The organism is Paenibacillus septentrionalis, from assembly GCF_042659865.1.
GTDB classification, from domain to species: Bacteria; Bacillota; Bacilli; order Paenibacillales; family Paenibacillaceae; genus Pristimantibacillus; species Pristimantibacillus septentrionalis.
Map to the genome: position 1 here is coordinate 596,340 of NZ_JBHSTE010000002.1, position 15,608 is coordinate 611,947.

Sequence of the window (15,608 nt, forward strand, 5' to 3'; positions counted from 1 at the left end):
GTAAAACAAAAGCGAGCTAAGCCGTGTCTTATTACAGGCACATGGCATAGCTCGCTTCTTAAGTTATCTGTGTCAATGTTTTTACTTAGCAAGCACACGAGCAATTGCAAGGCCGTCATAACCGGGCAATAGGGTACTTTGCAGACGTGGATCATTGGCAATCGTCTGATTGAAGCCTCGAACCGCTTGAACGGCAGGTCCCTGCTTATGTTCATTAATCGTTCTTCCTCTGAGCAAAATATTGTCTGCGACTATAACCGCTCCTGGCTCTGCAAGCTGAATCGCATATTCCAAATAGGCAGGGTACCCTTCCTTATCCGCATCAATAAAGAAAAACTGGAATTTCTCATTGCGCTCCACCAGCTGCTCCAAGCTTAATTTTGCATCGCCTACGAGATAGCTAATGCAATCGCCAAAGCCTGCTTGTGTAACATTGCGCTTTGCTGCCTCCGCATATTGCGGCAGCAGCTCAAGACTCGTCAGAGACCCTCCTTGCTGAAGTCCACGGGCAATACACACGCCGCTATAGCCGCCAAGCGCACCGATTTCGAGCGCCTTGGTTACGTTATTCATCGCAACAAGCATCGTCAACAGACGGCCATAGCCTGGCGCTACAGCAATATCAGGCATACCTTGGGCAGCAGTAGCTGTACGAATTTGCTCCAGCACCTGATCGGTCTCTAGCAGCGCATCAATATATTGTTCTTCATTCGTCACGTTCACATGTTCCCTTCATCCACTTTAGGTTTATTCACTAAATAGCTATCATTCGTCTAACGTTTATTGTATGATTTTATAGGCATCGTGACAAGAAAGCTGAATCAAGCTTTGTTATTTGAGCAAGATACAGTAAAATAGCTCTATAGCAAGTTCGATCTACTTTATAAGGAAATGAGTGTTGCATCAAATGGCTGAATTGAATCTAATTGCTACTGCTCCTATGGGGCTTGAGTCGATTGTCGCTCGTGAGCTGAAGGAGCTTGGATATACCGACACTGTGACCGAAAACGGACGCGTGAATTTTAAAGGTGATGTAGGTGACATTGCACGCGCGAATTTATGGCTGCGAACAGCTGGCCGTATACTCGTCAATATGGGACGTTTTAAGGCAACAACGTTTGATGATTTATTCGAAGGGGTTAAAGCATTAAATTGGGAGGATTGGATTCCCGCTGACGCGGAGTTCCCTGTCAATGGACGCTCTCATAAATCTCAGCTTACCAGTGTACCTGCTGTTCAAGGCGTCGTTAAGAAAGCGATCGTTGAGAAGCTGAAAGAAAAGCATGGAACCGAGTGGTTTGCTGAAGAAGGACCGCTCTATGTAATAGAAATTACGCTGCTTAATGATGAAGCACTTCTAACGATTGATACATCCGGTTCTGGACTACATAAACGCGGCTACCGCAAAGCCGCTACCGAAGCCCCGCTGCGCGAAACGATGGCTGCTGCTATTGTGCAGCTTTCCCGCTGGAAACCGGATCGTCCGCTGTATGATCCGTTCTGCGGCTCAGGCACTATCTTAATCGAAGCGGCAATGCTTGGCTGGAACATTGCGCCTGGTCTTCGTCGCAACTTTGACGCTGAAAACTGGCATCTGGTACCCGAAGAAGTGTGGGACCGTGCGCGTGATGAAGCTTATGATTCAGTTCAGGATGACGTCCCATTGCAAATTACAGGGTCAGACATTGATCCCAATGCAATTGAGATCGCGCAGCAGGCCGTTCGCCGTGCCGGCTTCGGCAAGGAAATTAAGCTGCAGGTGCTGCCTGTTTCTAAAATTAAGCCTCAAGGTGATTACGGCGTCATCATTACGAATCCGCCGTACGGCGAGCGCTTGGGCGATGAGAAAGAAGCAGAGCTTGCAATGCGCCAGCTAGGCAAGGTTTCGTTGTATTACCCAACGTGGTCGCATTTTATATTCAGTCCCTCTCAAGATGTGGAGCACTATATGGGTAAAGTAGCGGATAAAAAGCGCAAGCTGTACAATGGACGCATTCAATGCAATTTGAATATGTTCTTTGGACCATTGCCGCCTCGCAATCCTTAATCTCAGCATAAAGAAAAAGATGGCTCGATCTACTCTGAATAGATCGAGCCATCTTTATTACTGCACGCTTCTCCATGCTTCCGTTCGTGAAGTAATGTGGATTACGATAGCTTAATGCTGCAGCAGCCAGCTCAGCACATCCTCAAATCGCTCCACTCCAACCACATTAAGATGCGGTGCGGCAGCCTTCGCTGCCTCAACGCCTGCTAGCGGTACAAAAAACACATCCGCATCCGTACGCCCTACTGCATAAGCTTTTTGTGGAATTCCGCCAACCATTCCGATTCTGCCATCATACTCGATTGTACCAGTTCCCGCTATATGAAGCCCTTTGGTAACATCGCCTTCTGTTAATTGATCGTACAGTGCAAGCGTGAGCATTGCCCCGTGAGAGGGGCCGCCAGCATGTGCAATATAGGCAGCCAAGCTAAGCCCCTGCTCGAGTGCAATATGATAAGCATCCTGCACGGCTATGCCCAATATGGGACGATTCGTTTCATCATCTGCCACTACTGTACCTACAATGATATCCTTAATATCGTCCTGTCTACGCACCGTAAGCATTACATCATCACCCGGCGTCACGTATCTGGTCATATACGATAGAAATTCATCACGATGCTGTATCCTGCTGTCATTCACCGCTATAATGACATCTCCTGCCTGCAGCACACCGTCAGAAGGAGAGCCTTCCATAATGGCCGCGACCTGCACACCGTCATATTGAATCGCATCTCCGCGACCTGCCTGTTCCCATGCAATTGCTATAGCCAACTGATTGGCATCCTGCTTCATCTGTACAACCTGACTATAGGTTTCGCTTATCCCTGGTTCATTGGCTTGTCTTTTTTGAAGCTCAACTAGAGGCAACGTTTTGACATACAACCAATCTATCGGAAATGCGGGGCGCTCAAACACTAAAACGCCATCGATCCAGCCCTGCTCCGTTGTCTCTTCTTGTTCAACAATAAGCTTCGCATAGCTGTTCATATTCATCGTCATGGCTGGATATGTCACGTTGTAGCCAGTTGGACAAAGCAGCAGCAGCATAATCGCAGCGTAACCGAGTGCATAAATCGCCCCTCGCTTTATACCTAGCTCATATCCAATAGCTATTGCTATCACCAAAACTGCAATGACAAACGTAATAAGCGCAGCAATTAAATATTGAAGCGGCTGTGTCAGCACCAGCAATAATGCTGCTGACGCTGCAGCGATTACATAATGCAACGCCACTTTTAGTTTGCTCTTGTTTGCTTCTTTTTTTAATTGGCGCAAGGACTGCACTGCTCCTAGCAACCAGCATATCGGTATGAAAAGCACTGCATAATAGAGCCAGTTAATAACCTCTATCCATTCCAATTGCGGACTTAGCACATACGGCGCAGGAAGCCATATTAATTGAAAGGCTAGTACTGCAACAACTATACCGATGAAGCCGCCATAATACCAACGCAAGCTGCTTTTTCTCATCCTTACCTGCTCTTTCCTGCCAATAAAAAGCCCTTCAGCTTATGGCTAACCGTAAGTGAAGGACTTTCTTTTGACTACTATTTTTTTACATATACCATTGCTTTTTCAATGGCTTCATCCTCTGTAGCGCCCTTTATATACCGTCCGTTAACAAATACAAAGGCAAAACGCTTGCATGGACCACAATATGATTTGCAGCCTACTTTTATTTCGGAGTCCGGAGCCAGTTTTTCCAGCTTGGCAACCGTACTTTTCATTTGCATATGTCTGCACTTATCGCACACTCGTATATCGTTTGTCGCCATAATTCCTCTTCCCATTCATTCTTTCGGATGACACTTAATGATCCCCATGATTTCCTTTGGATGGATTCGTAATGACAAATCCTTCCTCTGGAAGATAAAAATAATCAATACGTACGCCATCTAAAAATTCATTGCCTTTTTCAAGGATAACATCGATACCGCTATCCGTCGAGACAACTTCATCGTTATCAGTAGGCTCGTCAACGCCCATTCCATAATGCGCATGATCTCCATGTGCATGCGTTACAAAAACACGAAGCAGCTTCCCTTCGCTCTCTGGCTTGTCGAGCTCGGTTTTAATGACCTTAGCTGCACTTCTAGAAATTTTGCATTTCATCGCTTGTCCGCTCCTTTAATATGTGGCTCTGTTACGTTATGTCTATATTATACTTCTTCGCCATTCGACTCGCAAACACTTGTGCGATAATCATCGTGAAAGCAATATCATCTATAGGAACAAACGGCATAAAATCAGGGCTTATCCAATAAATCGCTACTGGAACAATAAACAGCAGCTTTTCCCAGAGTGCTACGCGCCGGGATGTGATCAGCTTGTAAATTAATGAAAAGGTTGATTTCCAATGCCTTAATGACAAGAGCTTTCTCATGCCTCAACACTCCTTATCGCATCATGTAGCAAGTATAACAAACCCGAGTCCTGCTGCAACTGGACCTTCAGCCAGGTTTTCCCTAGACCTTTTATTATATGAACAGCTATGCGGCCAGCTTGTATCGCTCAGCTGACCGCACAACTCGTTGTTGCCTATAATGACTGACTGATCCCTCTTGTTTGGTGATACGTTCTATTGGTATTGCCTAATTCAGTAGCGAGCCATTCCTCCACAATCGATCGAAAAGAAGATATGTGACCACTACAGATGAATCGATGCATAACAGCTCGATTCTTTTCGAGCACGGAGCTGACTGTAACTTCACTTTTCATCATTGTTTCAGCGATCATGTTCTGCACTTGGCGGGCCGTCTCTTCTGCTGAATGAATCAGCTTCACCTTTTCTCCCATTACTTCAGCAATCGTTTCTGCTAAGAATGGATAATGTGTGCAACCGAGAATCAAGCAATCAATTGGATACGAACGCATATGTCCTATCGCTTCGTATACAATATGATACGCCTTCGCTGAACGATATTCTCCCTTTTCGACAAGCGGCACAAATGCTGGACAAGACTGTGTTACAATTTGGATGTCTTTAGCATGTGCATTCAACGCTTGATCATATGCCTTACTTTTTATGGTTCCTTCAGTGCCAATGACACCGATATAACCCGTTTGTGTTGCCTTCAAGGCCGCTCTTGCTCCAGGCTCTATAACCCCAATGATCGGTACATCTAGCATCGATCTCACTTTTTCCAATGCTGCAGCCGTTGCCGTATTGCATGCAATAATAATTAATTTTGGATCATACTGAAGCAAAAATTGAATAATTTCTTCTGTAAAGCTTACAACCTGTTCCTTTTGTCGTGGTCCATACGGAGCTCTCGCTGTATCGCCATAATATACAACCGATTCCTGCGGCAGCTGCTTAAGCAGCTCCTTCACTACCGTCAAACCACCTACGCCAGAATCTAATACCGCTATCGGACGTTGCACAACCCCACCACTTTCTCCTCAACTCTGCCTCATAAGTAGTATTGAACATTCCGAGTCGCTTTGCAAGCCCAATTATGGAAGACTTGTTTACTGGACAACTGTCGTTTGCTGCTCATTTGTTTGCACTTCAATATGCTCAACAGCAGCTTCTCCGGCAATTGCTGCTTCAGTTTCATCACCTTGAACAGCTTGCTCCTCCTCTACAATAGCTTCCGCTGCTAGTTCAGCTTCATCTGATTCTTCTTGAATACCAGCAGCTTCTGCCTTACCGCCGCACAGCTTCACTGCAGCCTGCTGAACGCCTTGTTTAGCTCCTTGAACGACCTTTACTGCGCGATCCTCGATTTTTTTGCTTACTTCATACACCGATTCAGACACTTGATCCATCGCATCAGCCCCCGCTTCAATCACTTTTTCTGTACCTGCCTTAATGTCACCGCGCAGCTCTTTTCCGCTCTTAGGCGCTAACAACAATGCTGTAACACTCCCTACTACACTACCCGTCAACGCCCCAACTAAAAATGCGATTCCTTTGTTTTTGAATGCCATCTTTATTCTCTCCCTTCAGAATCCTTACCTTTTGTATGGTCCTGCTGCCATAGCTGCCATGCCGAAAGCGCCAGATCTGCCCATTGCATTATATCGCCTTGTTGTCTTTTTTCTTTGCTTTGCTTCTGATCTACATATGCTTCTGCTTGCTCTACAAGTTTATTGCTTACTGTTCGCACTGCACTTGCCGTATGTTCCAAACTTTCCCCAATACTGCTGACTGCTCCCGCAATATGATTGACAGATTTAAATGTCTTTCCTATTTCCTTCACTGTATCATCTGTCGTTTCTATAAGAGTGCTGCACTCCAATGTCAATTGATTCAAATCTCGCTGCAGCCCTCTAGTCGTTCTCAGAAGCACATTCAGACGAAGCATAAGCAATCGCAATGTCACAATGGCAGCTATTACTGCGACGACTAATGCTATTGCAATGACCAGCAAGCTCATTTCGATCGGCATGACTACTCCTCCCTTGCAGAAACCTAACTAGACATCTGCCCAGTTGCGTATCACATTATAATCAGTTTGGGCTTGACCTGACACAACATCTCACAAAAAAAACGCACGGCGCTATGCGCCATGCGTTACGATTGTTTATTGGATTTTGAATGAATAGGAATACGATAATTGCATTTTGCTCCGCCCTTGGCCAGGCACTCTATTCGCTCAACAGGGGCGTCCAGCAGCTCCTGAAACAGCTCCAGCTCACATTGACAAGCCTGATGATAATGATCCGCGACCCCTTTAATTGGGCAATTATATTCTTCAATATAATAATAGTGCTCATCCTGCTGCGTTTCGGCCATATAACCGCCTGCTTGCTGAATATGAGCAAGCTCTTCTACTCTTCCAGCAAGATCCTTGTGCTTCATATTAATCGCATAACGCTGCAGCAGCTTCTGCTTTCTCCCTTGAAACATTCGATCAATGTATGGCTTCGTATGCGGATCATTTTCCAGTTCGCTAAGCAAATCAACTGTCAGCAGCTGATAATTTCTAGGGAACAACTCCTCAGCCTTTGGTGTAAGCTCATAGGCATGAAGTGGTCGGCCCATTGCTTGCTTAATCGAAATAATACTGACATAGCCTTGCTTGGCAAGCTCATGCATATGTCTGCGAATAGCCATTTCGGTTAGCCCAAGCTGGTGGGCTATTACGCTGATCTGCATTCGCCCTTGACTGCGCAGCTTATATATGATGGCGTCACGAGTCGAACCGTTCGGCTTCATCAATAGCCCACCTTTCTATTGTGTACTATATTAGTTCTTTCGCTACATATTGCTCTACAGCGTCCTTGAATTGCTCAAGCAGCTGCGGCAGCTGAATCATAAGCGGATGCAGCTCCTCAGACTTCCATTCGTAGTACTCCTGTACAAGCGGACGCCGCAATCGAACCAATTCGAGCAACACTTCCTGCATGCCTTCCGGATATACACCTTCGCCTGCTGTAATCTCAACGATATCCTCATAGCTTGATGCATCTCGCATCAGAAAGCCATCAATCAAGTAGCTGCCAACATCTGTTGCAATCTCGATTGCAATATGTAATGCACGCTCTTGTGCCAATTGCTCAATAGCAGTACCTGACCACTGCTGCTGCAGCTGTCTGATCGATTCAGCCAATGATGGAATGACAGCCAATCGTACCGAAATTTGCTCCTGGTTTACGTAATACACGAAATTATCGCCACCTTTAAGCTGCTATTACTCTTCTGATTGATTTTGATTCTTTTTTTTCGCTTTGCGTTTTAATCCTACACCCATCACGATACAGCTAACGATAATGAGCAGTAAATAGGTCGCCATTTCATACACTTCACGCATTGGAAGACTCCTTCTTAGCTTTCGTAATCAACAGCTACTGATGATTCACGAACCTCACTCATATGCTCAATTACTTTTTGGTGAACCGGATGTACCTGATAAGCATCCAAATCTGCCATGGAATCGAATTTGGTAATCAAGGCAATATCATATGAACGCGCGGAGTGCAAAATGTCTACCCCAACCTCAATATATTTCAATTGCTCAATCTTGCCTTCCATATTGCGAAGCACTTGTGCCGTTGCTTCGACCTTTTCTGGACTGTTGTCCTTTAGCTTAAAAAATACAATGTGTGTAATCAATGAGATTGCCCCCTACTATTTCACTTATTGGGATTGTTTCATGCTTTCTTAATGATAACCCAGTCGTCTTTTTACGACAACCTTTTATATAGATACAGCCATTTTGCAGCTAAAGCAAAAAGAGCCCAATACGGGCTCTCTTACCTTTGATCCTCTATGCTTACGTTACAATAAGCTTGGCAGTCATTGTCGCATGTCCAGGGCCACAAGGAATGTTACAAATAATCAAATACTCGCCTGGCTCTGTAAATGTGTACTCGGTTTCCGAATTATCCTTATCTAATGAAATGCCTAGATCCTCAATATCAATACCATGAATTCCGCTCTTGTTAGAGAAACGCATAATGACTGTATCGCCAACGTTAGCAGTAAATTCCTCTTCATTAAAGGTAAAGTCATTTGACGCAACAATCCTCATCAAACTTACACCCTCAGGTAATGAAGCAGACTCATCTACAGGCTTTTCAGGCAACCCGAAAGCTAGTAGGCATACTGCCATTACAGATGCAATCGATACTAGTGTAAACATAATCCATTTCTGCATTACAATGTGCTCCCCTTCTATATCATAATGTCTACTTCCTATATTACCTAACAAAGTCCAATTTTCTCAACCACTAACTAATTAAAAAATAAAAGTTTTTCATCTTTATGACAAAATCATGAACATTTTTCGAATTATGCAGCAAGATACTGCTTCAATACACGTTCACATTCTACTTTCACAAAGCCCCACAGCAGAAAAAGCTCGTGATGATAGCCTCTGCACACGTATTTGGCAAGCAGTCCTTCTTTCCCCTGAATTTCTTCGTATATTTTAATGCCATTTTTTCTAAACATGCGGCGCAGATCAGCCATATCAAGCAGTACACGATCCTGAATGCCGCGCAGCAGCGACTCATACAAACGAGGCAGCTTAATATTAGAGTTCCCAATTGCTCTCACATCATGATCAATAATACGCAGCACCATTTCGAGCAGCACATATTGCTTAATCCCCTCTGATTCGAATGCCTCTTGCATCGGCACAGCTGCTCGAGATGACTTTTTCTCTGCCGACTCACGCTGATCATTCCCTTTCATGATGCTCATTTTCCTTCCTCCTTACACAAGCCAATATCAACAGCGTTCCCATCGTTGACTTTCACTATAACACGAACATTTGTTCTTATTATATCCGCAATTTCTGATTTGATGCAACTTTTTTTAATCAGGTCAACGCTGCCGTTCAGCGCTGCGCAACCAGCATGATTCCACGGGCTTTTATGTCCCCGTTTTGTTGATTATCTCTCAGGTGAACAAAACGGGGACACAAGGCCCGGCGCTGCCGCTTTCCATCATGTTGGTTGCTTCGCTGGGAGCGATTATGTATATTGCTCAGGGAGGCCAATCGTTATGGGCTACACTTCGCGGGAAGCTCGCAGGTACAGCATGCAGTTGGGCTTACGAGCAGAGCTCTGGAATCAGCTGGTCAGAGCCTTATCAAGCTGCGCAACAATATCTACTCCAATTTCGTAAGATAAAAAGTGGAGGTGGTTAAAGTGAAACAACTACCAGTATTCTTAGTATTGCTTGCTGTATTATTAATAGCTGGCTGTGGGAATTCAGTTAATTCGTTTCAAGGACAGATCGAAAACATACAAGAAAATGGTTTTCTGATTGGTTGCTCTGAAGCTGCGAACAAAGGAAAAAAAGGTGGTATTAATGACATCGGATACATGTGTAATGTACAGTATAATGATGAAACAATTTTTCGAGATGTAGATAGTAATTCGTTGCATGTAGATGACATTTTAACGGGCTCGATGGCGAATGTTATCTTAGAAAAACCAGTAGACATTAGAAAGAAAATTGAAAAGAATGATTCTTTCGTACTCATAGCAAAAGAGATTGTTCTCTTAGAAAAATAAAAAAGCCAGTATCAGAATGCACGATTTAGTCTATACGTGCATTCTGACAGCTGGCATTAATCACTATTCATTATTGCTAGCGAGCATATACTAGCGATTATCAACCTTTTCTGGATACAGATCATGATTCATCAATCGATATTCTGCCATTTGTTCATATTTCGTGCCTGGTCTGCCCCAGTTCGTGTACGGATCAATTGAAATGCCGCCTCGCGGCGTGAATTTTCCCCATACTTCAATGTAACGCGGATTCATTAGCTTAATTAGATCATTCATAATGATGTTCATGCAGTCTTCGTGAAAATCGCCATGATTGCGGAAGCTGAACAGATATAGCTTCAATGATTTGCTTTCCACCATTTTAATATCTGGAATATAGGAAATATAAATTGTTGCAAAATCTGGCTGACCCGTAATCGGACAAAGGCTTGTGAATTCAGGGCAATTGAATTTAACAAAATAATCGCGATTGGGATGCTTGTTATCGAACGTTTCAAGCACCTCCGGCGCATAATCAAAGGTATACGTCGTTCCTTGATTGCCAAGCAGTGTAATGCCTTCCAGCTCGGCTGGCTTTCTTCCTTCTGTCATAAAATCCATTCCTTTCTATACAACATCAATAATTGTTGAGCTACCACTTTTATTTACTAAGCCTTCAAAAAATCGGCTTTCAGAACCAAGAAGCTTGCCCGCTAGTAGAAAACGAACCGCGCAGCGTACGGTATTGGTACGTGAGCTTCAATGTTTCCGCAGGAACATACAGCGGAAGCATCGCTAACGTGCAAGATTCGCGTCGAATAAGCTACTGTGAAATCACATCGTCATCAAAGTCGAGCTTTTTGAACTACCGCTTCCAATAAAGGTTCAAAAAATCGGCTTTCAGGACCAAGAAGCTTGACTGCTAGTAGAAAACGAGGAGCGCAGCGTACGGTATTGGTACGTGAGCATAGGAGTTTTCGCTAGCGGTCAAGATTCGCCGTCGAATACACTACTGTGAAATAAACTTCGTCATCAAAGTCGAGCTTTTTGAACCCACCTCTGCTAAACGCCTTTTTTGTTGCCCCACACCCAAGTATGCAACTGCGGCAACACATAGACCGATTTTAGTTCTGCATCATCCATCGTCTGGTCGATCAACCATTGATAGCGCGACAATAAATGAGGCAGCAAGCGCTCCGCATCCTGTTCCGCAAGCTGATCGTTTCCAGCCTGCACATAAAAAGGAGCATGTGGATAGCGCCGATGTACCTGCTTCGCATAAGCCAGATCCGCTTCATCAAAAACGACTACCTTCATACAGAATCGAGAACGCTTCGCTTCAAGTTTGGCAACAATATCATCAAGACGATCCCATGCCGTCTCCATCTGAGAGCTTGGAGGCTTGGGAGAAATGGTGAGGTCGTCAATCGCTAAAAACCAATCCTGCCATTTACTGCCTTGCGTTTCAAGCGCTACCTTTTTTCCAGCGGCATGAAGCTGATCGATAAGCTCAGCAAGCTGAGGCAGCAATGCAGGATTTCCCCCGGAAATCGTCACATGATCGTAGCTGTCCTGTCCAAGCTGATCGAGCTCAGCCATAATATGTTCAGCAGACAGCAGCCTAATGTCATCCTTGGCCGATCCATCCCATGTAAATGCTGAATCGCACCATGCACAGCGGTAATCGCAGCCAGCTGTACGGACAAACATGGTTTTCCTTCCAACAACCATTCCTTCGCCTTGAACGGTAGGCCCGAAAATCTCAAGCACAGGAATAGGGCGAGATGCAGGTACTGTTGCATTTTTATGCTGCTTTATAGTTTGAGCGAGACTGTCCATTAAAAACGACCTCCCTGTAGCTGACGAAGCAGTTCGACAGGTCGATAAATGCAATAGCTAGTAGGCGTTTCACGCAAAAACACTTGAACACATACTGGCTTATTTTCAGTCGATGCTAAATACTCAGCTATCATTTCATAAATCGTTCGCGCAACAACCTCTGTAGTAGGGAACAGATTGGGAACTTCATTATTAAAATAATCCTCATGCTCATTAAGCAGCGTATGATCAAAGCGATCATGAATGATCTGCTTAATCGTTGAAAAATTAACCAAAAAACCTGTTTCGTCCAGTTTGTCGCCTGCAACCGTTATATTCGCAAAATACGTATGGCCATGCACGCGCTGACATTTGCCAGCCTTGTCCGAAGGCACATAATGTGCCGCGGCAAATTGAAAATCCTTGTTAAGCTCATAGCTAAAGGGATGCTGGACTTGAGGATAGATCTGCTGCAGCATAACTACGCCTCCCGTCTTTCCAAATATTGCTCGAGTCCTCTGCGGCGCAGATGACAGGCTGGGCATTCTCCACAGCCGTCAGCGATAATGCCGTTATAGCATGTCAATGTTTTCTCACGTATATAATCAAAAGCACCTAACTCATCAGCTAATTTCCAAGTTTCTGCCTTATCCAGCCACATGAGCGGCGTATCAATGACGAATGGATAATCCATTGCCAAGTTCAGCGTTACATTTAATGATTTGATAAATACATCACGACAATCTGGATAGCCGCTAAAATCCGTTTCGCAAACGCCTGTCACGATATGCTTGGCTCCAATTCCTTTGGCAAGCACTGCCGCAAAGGATAGAAACAACAAATTGCGCCCATCTACAAATGTCGAAGGCAATTCACCTTCCTTTGCCTCAATGTCAATAGATGAACGAGTAAGCGCATTTGGCGCAAGCTGATTGAGAAGTCCCATGTCTAAAATATGATGCTTGATGCCTAATTCCTTGGCGATATCTGCAGCGCAATCAAGCTCCTGTGCATGACGCTGCCCATATTGAAAGGTAACAGCCTCCACCTCTGAAAACTGCTGCAAGGCCCAAAACAAGCATGTCGTGCTATCTTGACCGCCACTAAAAACAACGACTGCTTTTTCCTGCTGTAGCATAGCTAATCCTCCTGACCAATTGCGATCAATCGATATAAATCCAAGCAGCGCGACACCAAATAAAAACGGCGAGTATTGCACAAAGCAACACACGCCGAACACAAAACAACGATACCGTACTATCGCACTGATAGCGGTTATCGTTCCATTTAGTTTTTTATAGAGGGAGTTCGCGAACCTCTCCTGAGACTGCGAGTAGCGCAGCTGCTCAGATTTCTTGTTCAATTGTCATCTGTTACTATAGCACAACCTGATCCAAAGCTTCAAGCGTTCGGATCGTATGCTCAATTAATGACTCCAAATCCTCCATCTGCTCCTCATTAATTCGACGGTTGAATGGCAGATCAATTATATTTTCATAATAGCGCGGCACCCATTCGTCAACAGGAAGCGTATGATCTCCAAAGGTAGCAGTAAGACGCTGCTCAGGAATTAAACCGCGATCCCAGGTCTCATCAATGATTCGTTCAATAATTGGACATTCAATAAGAGGCTGTTCCACAAAGCATGTGAATCTCAATAGCAAGCTGCAAGCAGGAGTCGTACCTTTCCTCTCAAGAATTTCATCGGATAAATCTCGAATTGAGCTGGATAATATCATTTCAGCCTTAAGCGGGCAAGCTTGCTTACGGTGAGGAAGTGTAAAACCTAGCGACCATTTTCTGGACATAACAGCCATATCGATGATGTCCTTACGATCCGTAATCAAAATTCGACTATCTAAATTGTCGAGATCATACAGCTGATTTTCCAGCGCCACCTTCAAATTTTCAAAAACCACGGGGTCAAACAACAACAACGATCATTCCTTTCATATATCCAAAAACAACTTACTGCAAGCTGGCGAATCATGCAACCAAGATGAATTTGTATCGTACAATAATAACATAATCCTTAATGAAACGATTACATTTTCGCGCAACCGACAAACATTATTCAAATTAACCGTCCACCAGCCCATAAAATATCGTATACTAGCTTTAGCAATGTAATCATTGAAACAATAAAATCTAATTTAATTCAATGCAGGGGTGACATAATGGAAGACATCAAAAAAGCCTATGAGACACTTGGGCTTGAACCATTTGCAAGCAAGGATCTTGTGGAACAACGTTATGACCAGGCATTCCGCAAGGACAGAGCCCGCTCCAAGCAAGCAGCTCAAGGGATCGAACCGCCAGCAGATGATTTTGATTTTGAAAAAATTACAGCAGCCTATCGTGCGATTTTAGATTACGAAACCAAGAAATATACCGAGGCCTTCGAGCAAGAAGAATACGGTAAGTATAAGAAGATGGCAGGACAAGCTAAAAAAATCGATCATTTTTGGCGCTATTATAAGGTTCATACATTTGTCGCGATCGGTCTTGTTATTGCCCTTATATATGGTATTGTTGCATTTATGAATCATCAAGAGGAAAAACGATACCTTGCCAGCCTGCCGCCTGTTGATGTTTCTGTTTCATTTATCGGGAATTACTTCAACATGTCGGAAGAAGATTCTTATGAAGCAACTAACCAAAAGTTTTTAGCAGATTTTCCTGATTTTCAGCGTGTCGTAACCGATTTGATCTTTGTGCCAGAAGATCCTTCTATGCAGTATGCCTATTTGCAAAAAGCAATGGTCATGTTAATGACAGAAACGCCAGATATTTATATTGCAGATGAGCCAATGAAGGATTGGACATTGCAGCAAGGAATGTATATTGAGCTTGATAAGGTTGCATCCCTCGCCCACCTAGCCGACAGCAAGTATGCCGTAAAGGGTGCTGTACTGATAGATGGATTAGCAGAAGAACCGGTATATGGAGAAGAGCATATGTATATGCTGGATCTGACAGAAAGCGATCTTGCGAAGAACCTGCAAATCGCACATAACAAGCTGTTAGTCGGCATTCGTGCCAACGCGCCAAATGCTGAGAAAGCGCTGCAATTCATCGAATACTACGCCGCCACACTTCCAGATGAATCCTAATACAAAAAGCGTCTTACCGCAGATAAAGCTGACGGTATAAGACGCTTTTTTATGTCGTTAGCGGCTGGCGGGTTGGAGCTATGCATGAGTAAGCGAGCATAGCGGGGCAGCTTTGATTCCGCCCTCAACGAGTAGCTGCTTCGCAAAGCTTACATTGCTCTTGCAACGATGAAATATCCGCGCACTCCTCCGATTACTCTTGCCATCTCCTGCGGAGCCGCCTGCTCGCTGGAAAGCGTAAGCGGCTGGCCTTGTGTCCTCGTTTTGTTCCGCTTTCTTACCATCAACAAAACGAGGCACAAAAGCCTGTGCAAGCGAGTATGGCGGCGCAGCTTTGATTCCGCCCTCAACGAGTAGCTGCATCGCAACACTTACATTGCTCTTGCAACGATGAAATACCCGCGCACTCCTCCGATTACTCTTGCCATCTCCAGCGGAGCCGCCTGCTCGCTGGAAAGCGTAAGCGGCTGGCCTTGTGTCCTCGTTTTGTTCCACTTTCTTACCCTTCAACAAAACGAGGCACAAAAGCCTGTGCAAGCGAGTATGGGCGGCGCAGCTTTGATTCCGCCCTCAACGAGTAGCTGCATCGCAACACTTACATTGCTCTTGCAACGATGAAATACCCGCGCACTCCTCCGATTACTCTTGCCATCTCCTGCGGAGCCGCCTGCTCGCTG

At 44.6% G+C, this 15,608-nt stretch carries 23 protein-coding genes and 1 riboswitch; of the genes, 4 read left to right on the forward strand and 19 right to left on the reverse strand.

Features of this window, described 5'->3' with window-relative positions:
* Nucleotides 1-81 precede the first annotated feature (81 nt).
* Nucleotides 82-723: an O-methyltransferase gene (locus ACFP56_RS07835; RefSeq protein ID WP_379232995.1), complete on the reverse strand. Its 642-nt coding sequence runs from the start codon at nucleotides 721-723 to the stop codon at nucleotides 82-84.
* Nucleotides 724-907: 184 nt separating this feature from the next.
* Here ACFP56_RS07835 and ACFP56_RS07840 point away from each other — a divergent pair, with 184 nt between their 5' ends.
* Nucleotides 908-2,047, forward strand: coding sequence for a THUMP domain-containing class I SAM-dependent RNA methyltransferase (locus tag ACFP56_RS07840; RefSeq protein WP_379232997.1), 1,140 nt, complete (start codon nucleotides 908-910; stop codon nucleotides 2,045-2,047).
* A gap of 111 nt (nucleotides 2,048-2,158) precedes the next feature.
* On the opposite strand, the gene ACFP56_RS07845 is transcribed toward ACFP56_RS07840, so the two are convergent.
* The 12 genes from ACFP56_RS07845 to ACFP56_RS07900 form a co-directional block, all read right to left on the reverse strand.
* Nucleotides 2,159-3,520 (reverse strand): PDZ domain-containing protein, encoded by a 1,362-nt coding sequence (locus ACFP56_RS07845; protein ID WP_379232999.1) that lies wholly within the window; start codon nucleotides 3,518-3,520, stop codon nucleotides 2,159-2,161.
* Between the two features lie 77 nt (nucleotides 3,521-3,597).
* Nucleotides 3,598-3,825, reverse strand: a complete 228-nt coding sequence (locus ACFP56_RS07850; RefSeq protein ID WP_379233001.1) for a DUF1450 domain-containing protein — start codon at nucleotides 3,823-3,825, stop codon at nucleotides 3,598-3,600.
* Nucleotides 3,826-3,859: 34 nt separating this feature from the next.
* On the reverse strand, nucleotides 3,860-4,162 hold the full coding sequence (locus ACFP56_RS07855) for an iron-sulfur cluster assembly accessory protein (RefSeq protein ID WP_379233003.1): 303 nt from the start codon (nucleotides 4,160-4,162) through the stop codon (nucleotides 3,860-3,862).
* A gap of 31 nt (nucleotides 4,163-4,193) precedes the next feature.
* Nucleotides 4,194-4,433: a hypothetical protein gene (locus tag ACFP56_RS07860; protein WP_379233005.1), complete on the reverse strand. Its 240-nt coding sequence runs from the start codon at nucleotides 4,431-4,433 to the stop codon at nucleotides 4,194-4,196.
* A 155-nt stretch (nucleotides 4,434-4,588) separates the two neighbouring features.
* A complete protein-coding gene (gene racE / locus ACFP56_RS07865) occupies nucleotides 4,589-5,434 on the reverse strand; it encodes a glutamate racemase (protein WP_379233008.1) in 846 nt (281 codons plus the stop codon).
* Between the two features lie 87 nt (nucleotides 5,435-5,521).
* Nucleotides 5,522-5,983 (reverse strand): YtxH domain-containing protein, encoded by a 462-nt coding sequence (locus tag ACFP56_RS07870; protein WP_379233010.1) that lies wholly within the window; start codon nucleotides 5,981-5,983, stop codon nucleotides 5,522-5,524.
* A gap of 2 nt (nucleotides 5,984-5,985) precedes the next feature.
* Nucleotides 5,986-6,444: a DUF948 domain-containing protein gene (locus tag ACFP56_RS07875; protein WP_379233012.1), complete on the reverse strand. Its 459-nt coding sequence runs from the start codon at nucleotides 6,442-6,444 to the stop codon at nucleotides 5,986-5,988.
* Between the two features lie 125 nt (nucleotides 6,445-6,569).
* A complete protein-coding gene (locus ACFP56_RS07880) occupies nucleotides 6,570-7,214 on the reverse strand; it encodes a helix-turn-helix transcriptional regulator (protein WP_379233015.1) in 645 nt (214 codons plus the stop codon).
* 25 nt (nucleotides 7,215-7,239) lie between these two features.
* Entirely contained in the window at nucleotides 7,240-7,662 is a 423-nt protein-coding gene (locus tag ACFP56_RS07885; protein ID WP_379233017.1) for a DUF86 domain-containing protein, read from the reverse strand.
* Nucleotides 7,663-7,823: 161 nt separating this feature from the next.
* Nucleotides 7,824-8,111, reverse strand: coding sequence for a Dabb family protein (locus ACFP56_RS07890; RefSeq protein ID WP_379233019.1), 288 nt, complete (start codon nucleotides 8,109-8,111; stop codon nucleotides 7,824-7,826).
* Nucleotides 8,112-8,271: 160 nt separating this feature from the next.
* Nucleotides 8,272-8,655: a cytochrome C oxidase subunit II gene (locus tag ACFP56_RS07895; RefSeq protein WP_379233021.1), complete on the reverse strand. Its 384-nt coding sequence runs from the start codon at nucleotides 8,653-8,655 to the stop codon at nucleotides 8,272-8,274.
* A gap of 134 nt (nucleotides 8,656-8,789) precedes the next feature.
* Complete coding sequence (locus ACFP56_RS07900) at nucleotides 8,790-9,203, reverse strand: hypothetical protein (RefSeq protein ID WP_379233023.1); 414 nt, start codon at nucleotides 9,201-9,203, stop codon at nucleotides 8,790-8,792.
* 202 nt (nucleotides 9,204-9,405) lie between these two features.
* On the opposite strand from ACFP56_RS07900, the gene ACFP56_RS07905 reads away from it, so the two are divergent.
* Both ACFP56_RS07905 and ACFP56_RS07910 read left to right on the forward strand, forming a co-directional pair.
* The gene (locus tag ACFP56_RS07905) at nucleotides 9,406-9,651 is read left to right on the forward strand and encodes a hypothetical protein (protein ID WP_379233025.1); all 246 of its coding nucleotides are present in this window, start codon (nucleotides 9,406-9,408) and stop codon (nucleotides 9,649-9,651) included.
* A gap of 1 nt (nucleotide 9,652) precedes the next feature.
* On the forward strand, nucleotides 9,653-10,021 hold the full coding sequence (locus tag ACFP56_RS07910) for a hypothetical protein (RefSeq protein WP_379233027.1): 369 nt from the start codon (nucleotides 9,653-9,655) through the stop codon (nucleotides 10,019-10,021).
* Nucleotides 10,022-10,111: 90 nt separating this feature from the next.
* On the opposite strand, the gene queF is transcribed toward ACFP56_RS07910, so the two are convergent.
* From queF to ACFP56_RS07935, 5 genes are all read right to left on the reverse strand, one after another.
* Nucleotides 10,112-10,612 (reverse strand): preQ(1) synthase, encoded by a 501-nt coding sequence (gene queF / locus ACFP56_RS07915; RefSeq protein ID WP_379233029.1) that lies wholly within the window; start codon nucleotides 10,610-10,612, stop codon nucleotides 10,112-10,114.
* A 450-nt stretch (nucleotides 10,613-11,062) separates the two neighbouring features.
* The gene (queE, locus tag ACFP56_RS07920) at nucleotides 11,063-11,839 is read right to left on the reverse strand and encodes a 7-carboxy-7-deazaguanine synthase QueE (RefSeq protein ID WP_379233031.1); all 777 of its coding nucleotides are present in this window, start codon (nucleotides 11,837-11,839) and stop codon (nucleotides 11,063-11,065) included.
* Nucleotides 11,839-12,297, reverse strand: a complete 459-nt coding sequence (gene queD / locus ACFP56_RS07925) for a 6-carboxytetrahydropterin synthase QueD (RefSeq protein ID WP_379233033.1) — start codon at nucleotides 12,295-12,297, stop codon at nucleotides 11,839-11,841. The genes queE and queD overlap by 1 nt, the downstream gene beginning before the upstream one ends.
* A 2-nt stretch (nucleotides 12,298-12,299) precedes the next feature.
* The gene (queC, locus tag ACFP56_RS07930; RefSeq protein ID WP_379233035.1) at nucleotides 12,300-12,956 is read right to left on the reverse strand and encodes a 7-cyano-7-deazaguanine synthase QueC; all 657 of its coding nucleotides are present in this window, start codon (nucleotides 12,954-12,956) and stop codon (nucleotides 12,300-12,302) included.
* Nucleotides 12,957-13,099: 143 nt separating this feature from the next.
* Nucleotides 13,100-13,143: riboswitch (PreQ1 riboswitch) on the reverse strand.
* Between the two features lie 51 nt (nucleotides 13,144-13,194).
* Nucleotides 13,195-13,752, reverse strand: coding sequence for a hypothetical protein (locus tag ACFP56_RS07935; RefSeq protein WP_379233037.1), 558 nt, complete (start codon nucleotides 13,750-13,752; stop codon nucleotides 13,195-13,197).
* A 243-nt stretch (nucleotides 13,753-13,995) separates the two neighbouring features.
* Here ACFP56_RS07935 and ACFP56_RS07940 point away from each other — a divergent pair, with 243 nt between their 5' ends.
* Complete coding sequence (locus ACFP56_RS07940; RefSeq protein WP_379233039.1) at nucleotides 13,996-14,931, forward strand: hypothetical protein; 936 nt, start codon at nucleotides 13,996-13,998, stop codon at nucleotides 14,929-14,931.
* 78 nt (nucleotides 14,932-15,009) lie between these two features.
* Here ACFP56_RS07940 and ACFP56_RS07945 read toward each other — a convergent pair whose 3' ends face one another.
* A complete protein-coding gene (locus tag ACFP56_RS07945; RefSeq protein WP_379233041.1) occupies nucleotides 15,010-15,426 on the reverse strand; it encodes a hypothetical protein in 417 nt (138 codons plus the stop codon).
* Nucleotides 15,427-15,608: the final 182 nt, after the last annotated feature.

Coding starts and splice junctions, on each gene's coding strand:
- ACFP56_RS07840 (WP_379232997.1), top strand. CDS start 908: ATGGCTGAATTGAATCTAATTGCTACTGCTCCTATGGGGCTTGAGTCG.
- ACFP56_RS07845 (WP_379232999.1), bottom strand. CDS start 3,520: ATGAGAAAAAGCAGCTTGCGTTGGTATTATGGCGGCTTCATCGGTATA.
- ACFP56_RS07850 (WP_379233001.1), bottom strand. CDS start 3,825: ATGGCGACAAACGATATACGAGTGTGCGATAAGTGCAGACATATGCAA.
- ACFP56_RS07855 (WP_379233003.1), bottom strand. CDS start 4,162: ATGAAATGCAAAATTTCTAGAAGTGCAGCTAAGGTCATTAAAACCGAG.
- ACFP56_RS07860 (WP_379233005.1), bottom strand. CDS start 4,433: ATGAGAAAGCTCTTGTCATTAAGGCATTGGAAATCAACCTTTTCATTA.
- ACFP56_RS07870 (WP_379233010.1), bottom strand. CDS start 5,983: ATGGCATTCAAAAACAAAGGAATCGCATTTTTAGTTGGGGCGTTGACG.
- ACFP56_RS07875 (WP_379233012.1), bottom strand. CDS start 6,444: ATGCCGATCGAAATGAGCTTGCTGGTCATTGCAATAGCATTAGTCGTC.
- ACFP56_RS07880 (WP_379233015.1), bottom strand. CDS start 7,214: ATGAAGCCGAACGGTTCGACTCGTGACGCCATCATATATAAGCTGCGC.
- ACFP56_RS07895 (WP_379233021.1), bottom strand. CDS start 8,655: ATGCAGAAATGGATTATGTTTACACTAGTATCGATTGCATCTGTAATG.
- ACFP56_RS07900 (WP_379233023.1), bottom strand. CDS start 9,203: ATGAGCATCATGAAAGGGAATGATCAGCGTGAGTCGGCAGAGAAAAAG.
- queF (WP_379233029.1), bottom strand. CDS start 10,612: ATGACAGAAGGAAGAAAGCCAGCCGAGCTGGAAGGCATTACACTGCTT.
- queE (WP_379233031.1), bottom strand. CDS start 11,839: ATGGACAGTCTCGCTCAAACTATAAAGCAGCATAAAAATGCAACAGTA.
- queD (WP_379233033.1), bottom strand. CDS start 12,297: ATGCTGCAGCAGATCTATCCTCAAGTCCAGCATCCCTTTAGCTATGAG.
- queC (WP_379233035.1), bottom strand. CDS start 12,956: ATGCTACAGCAGGAAAAAGCAGTCGTTGTTTTTAGTGGCGGTCAAGAT.
- ACFP56_RS07940 (WP_379233039.1), top strand. CDS start 13,996: ATGGAAGACATCAAAAAAGCCTATGAGACACTTGGGCTTGAACCATTT.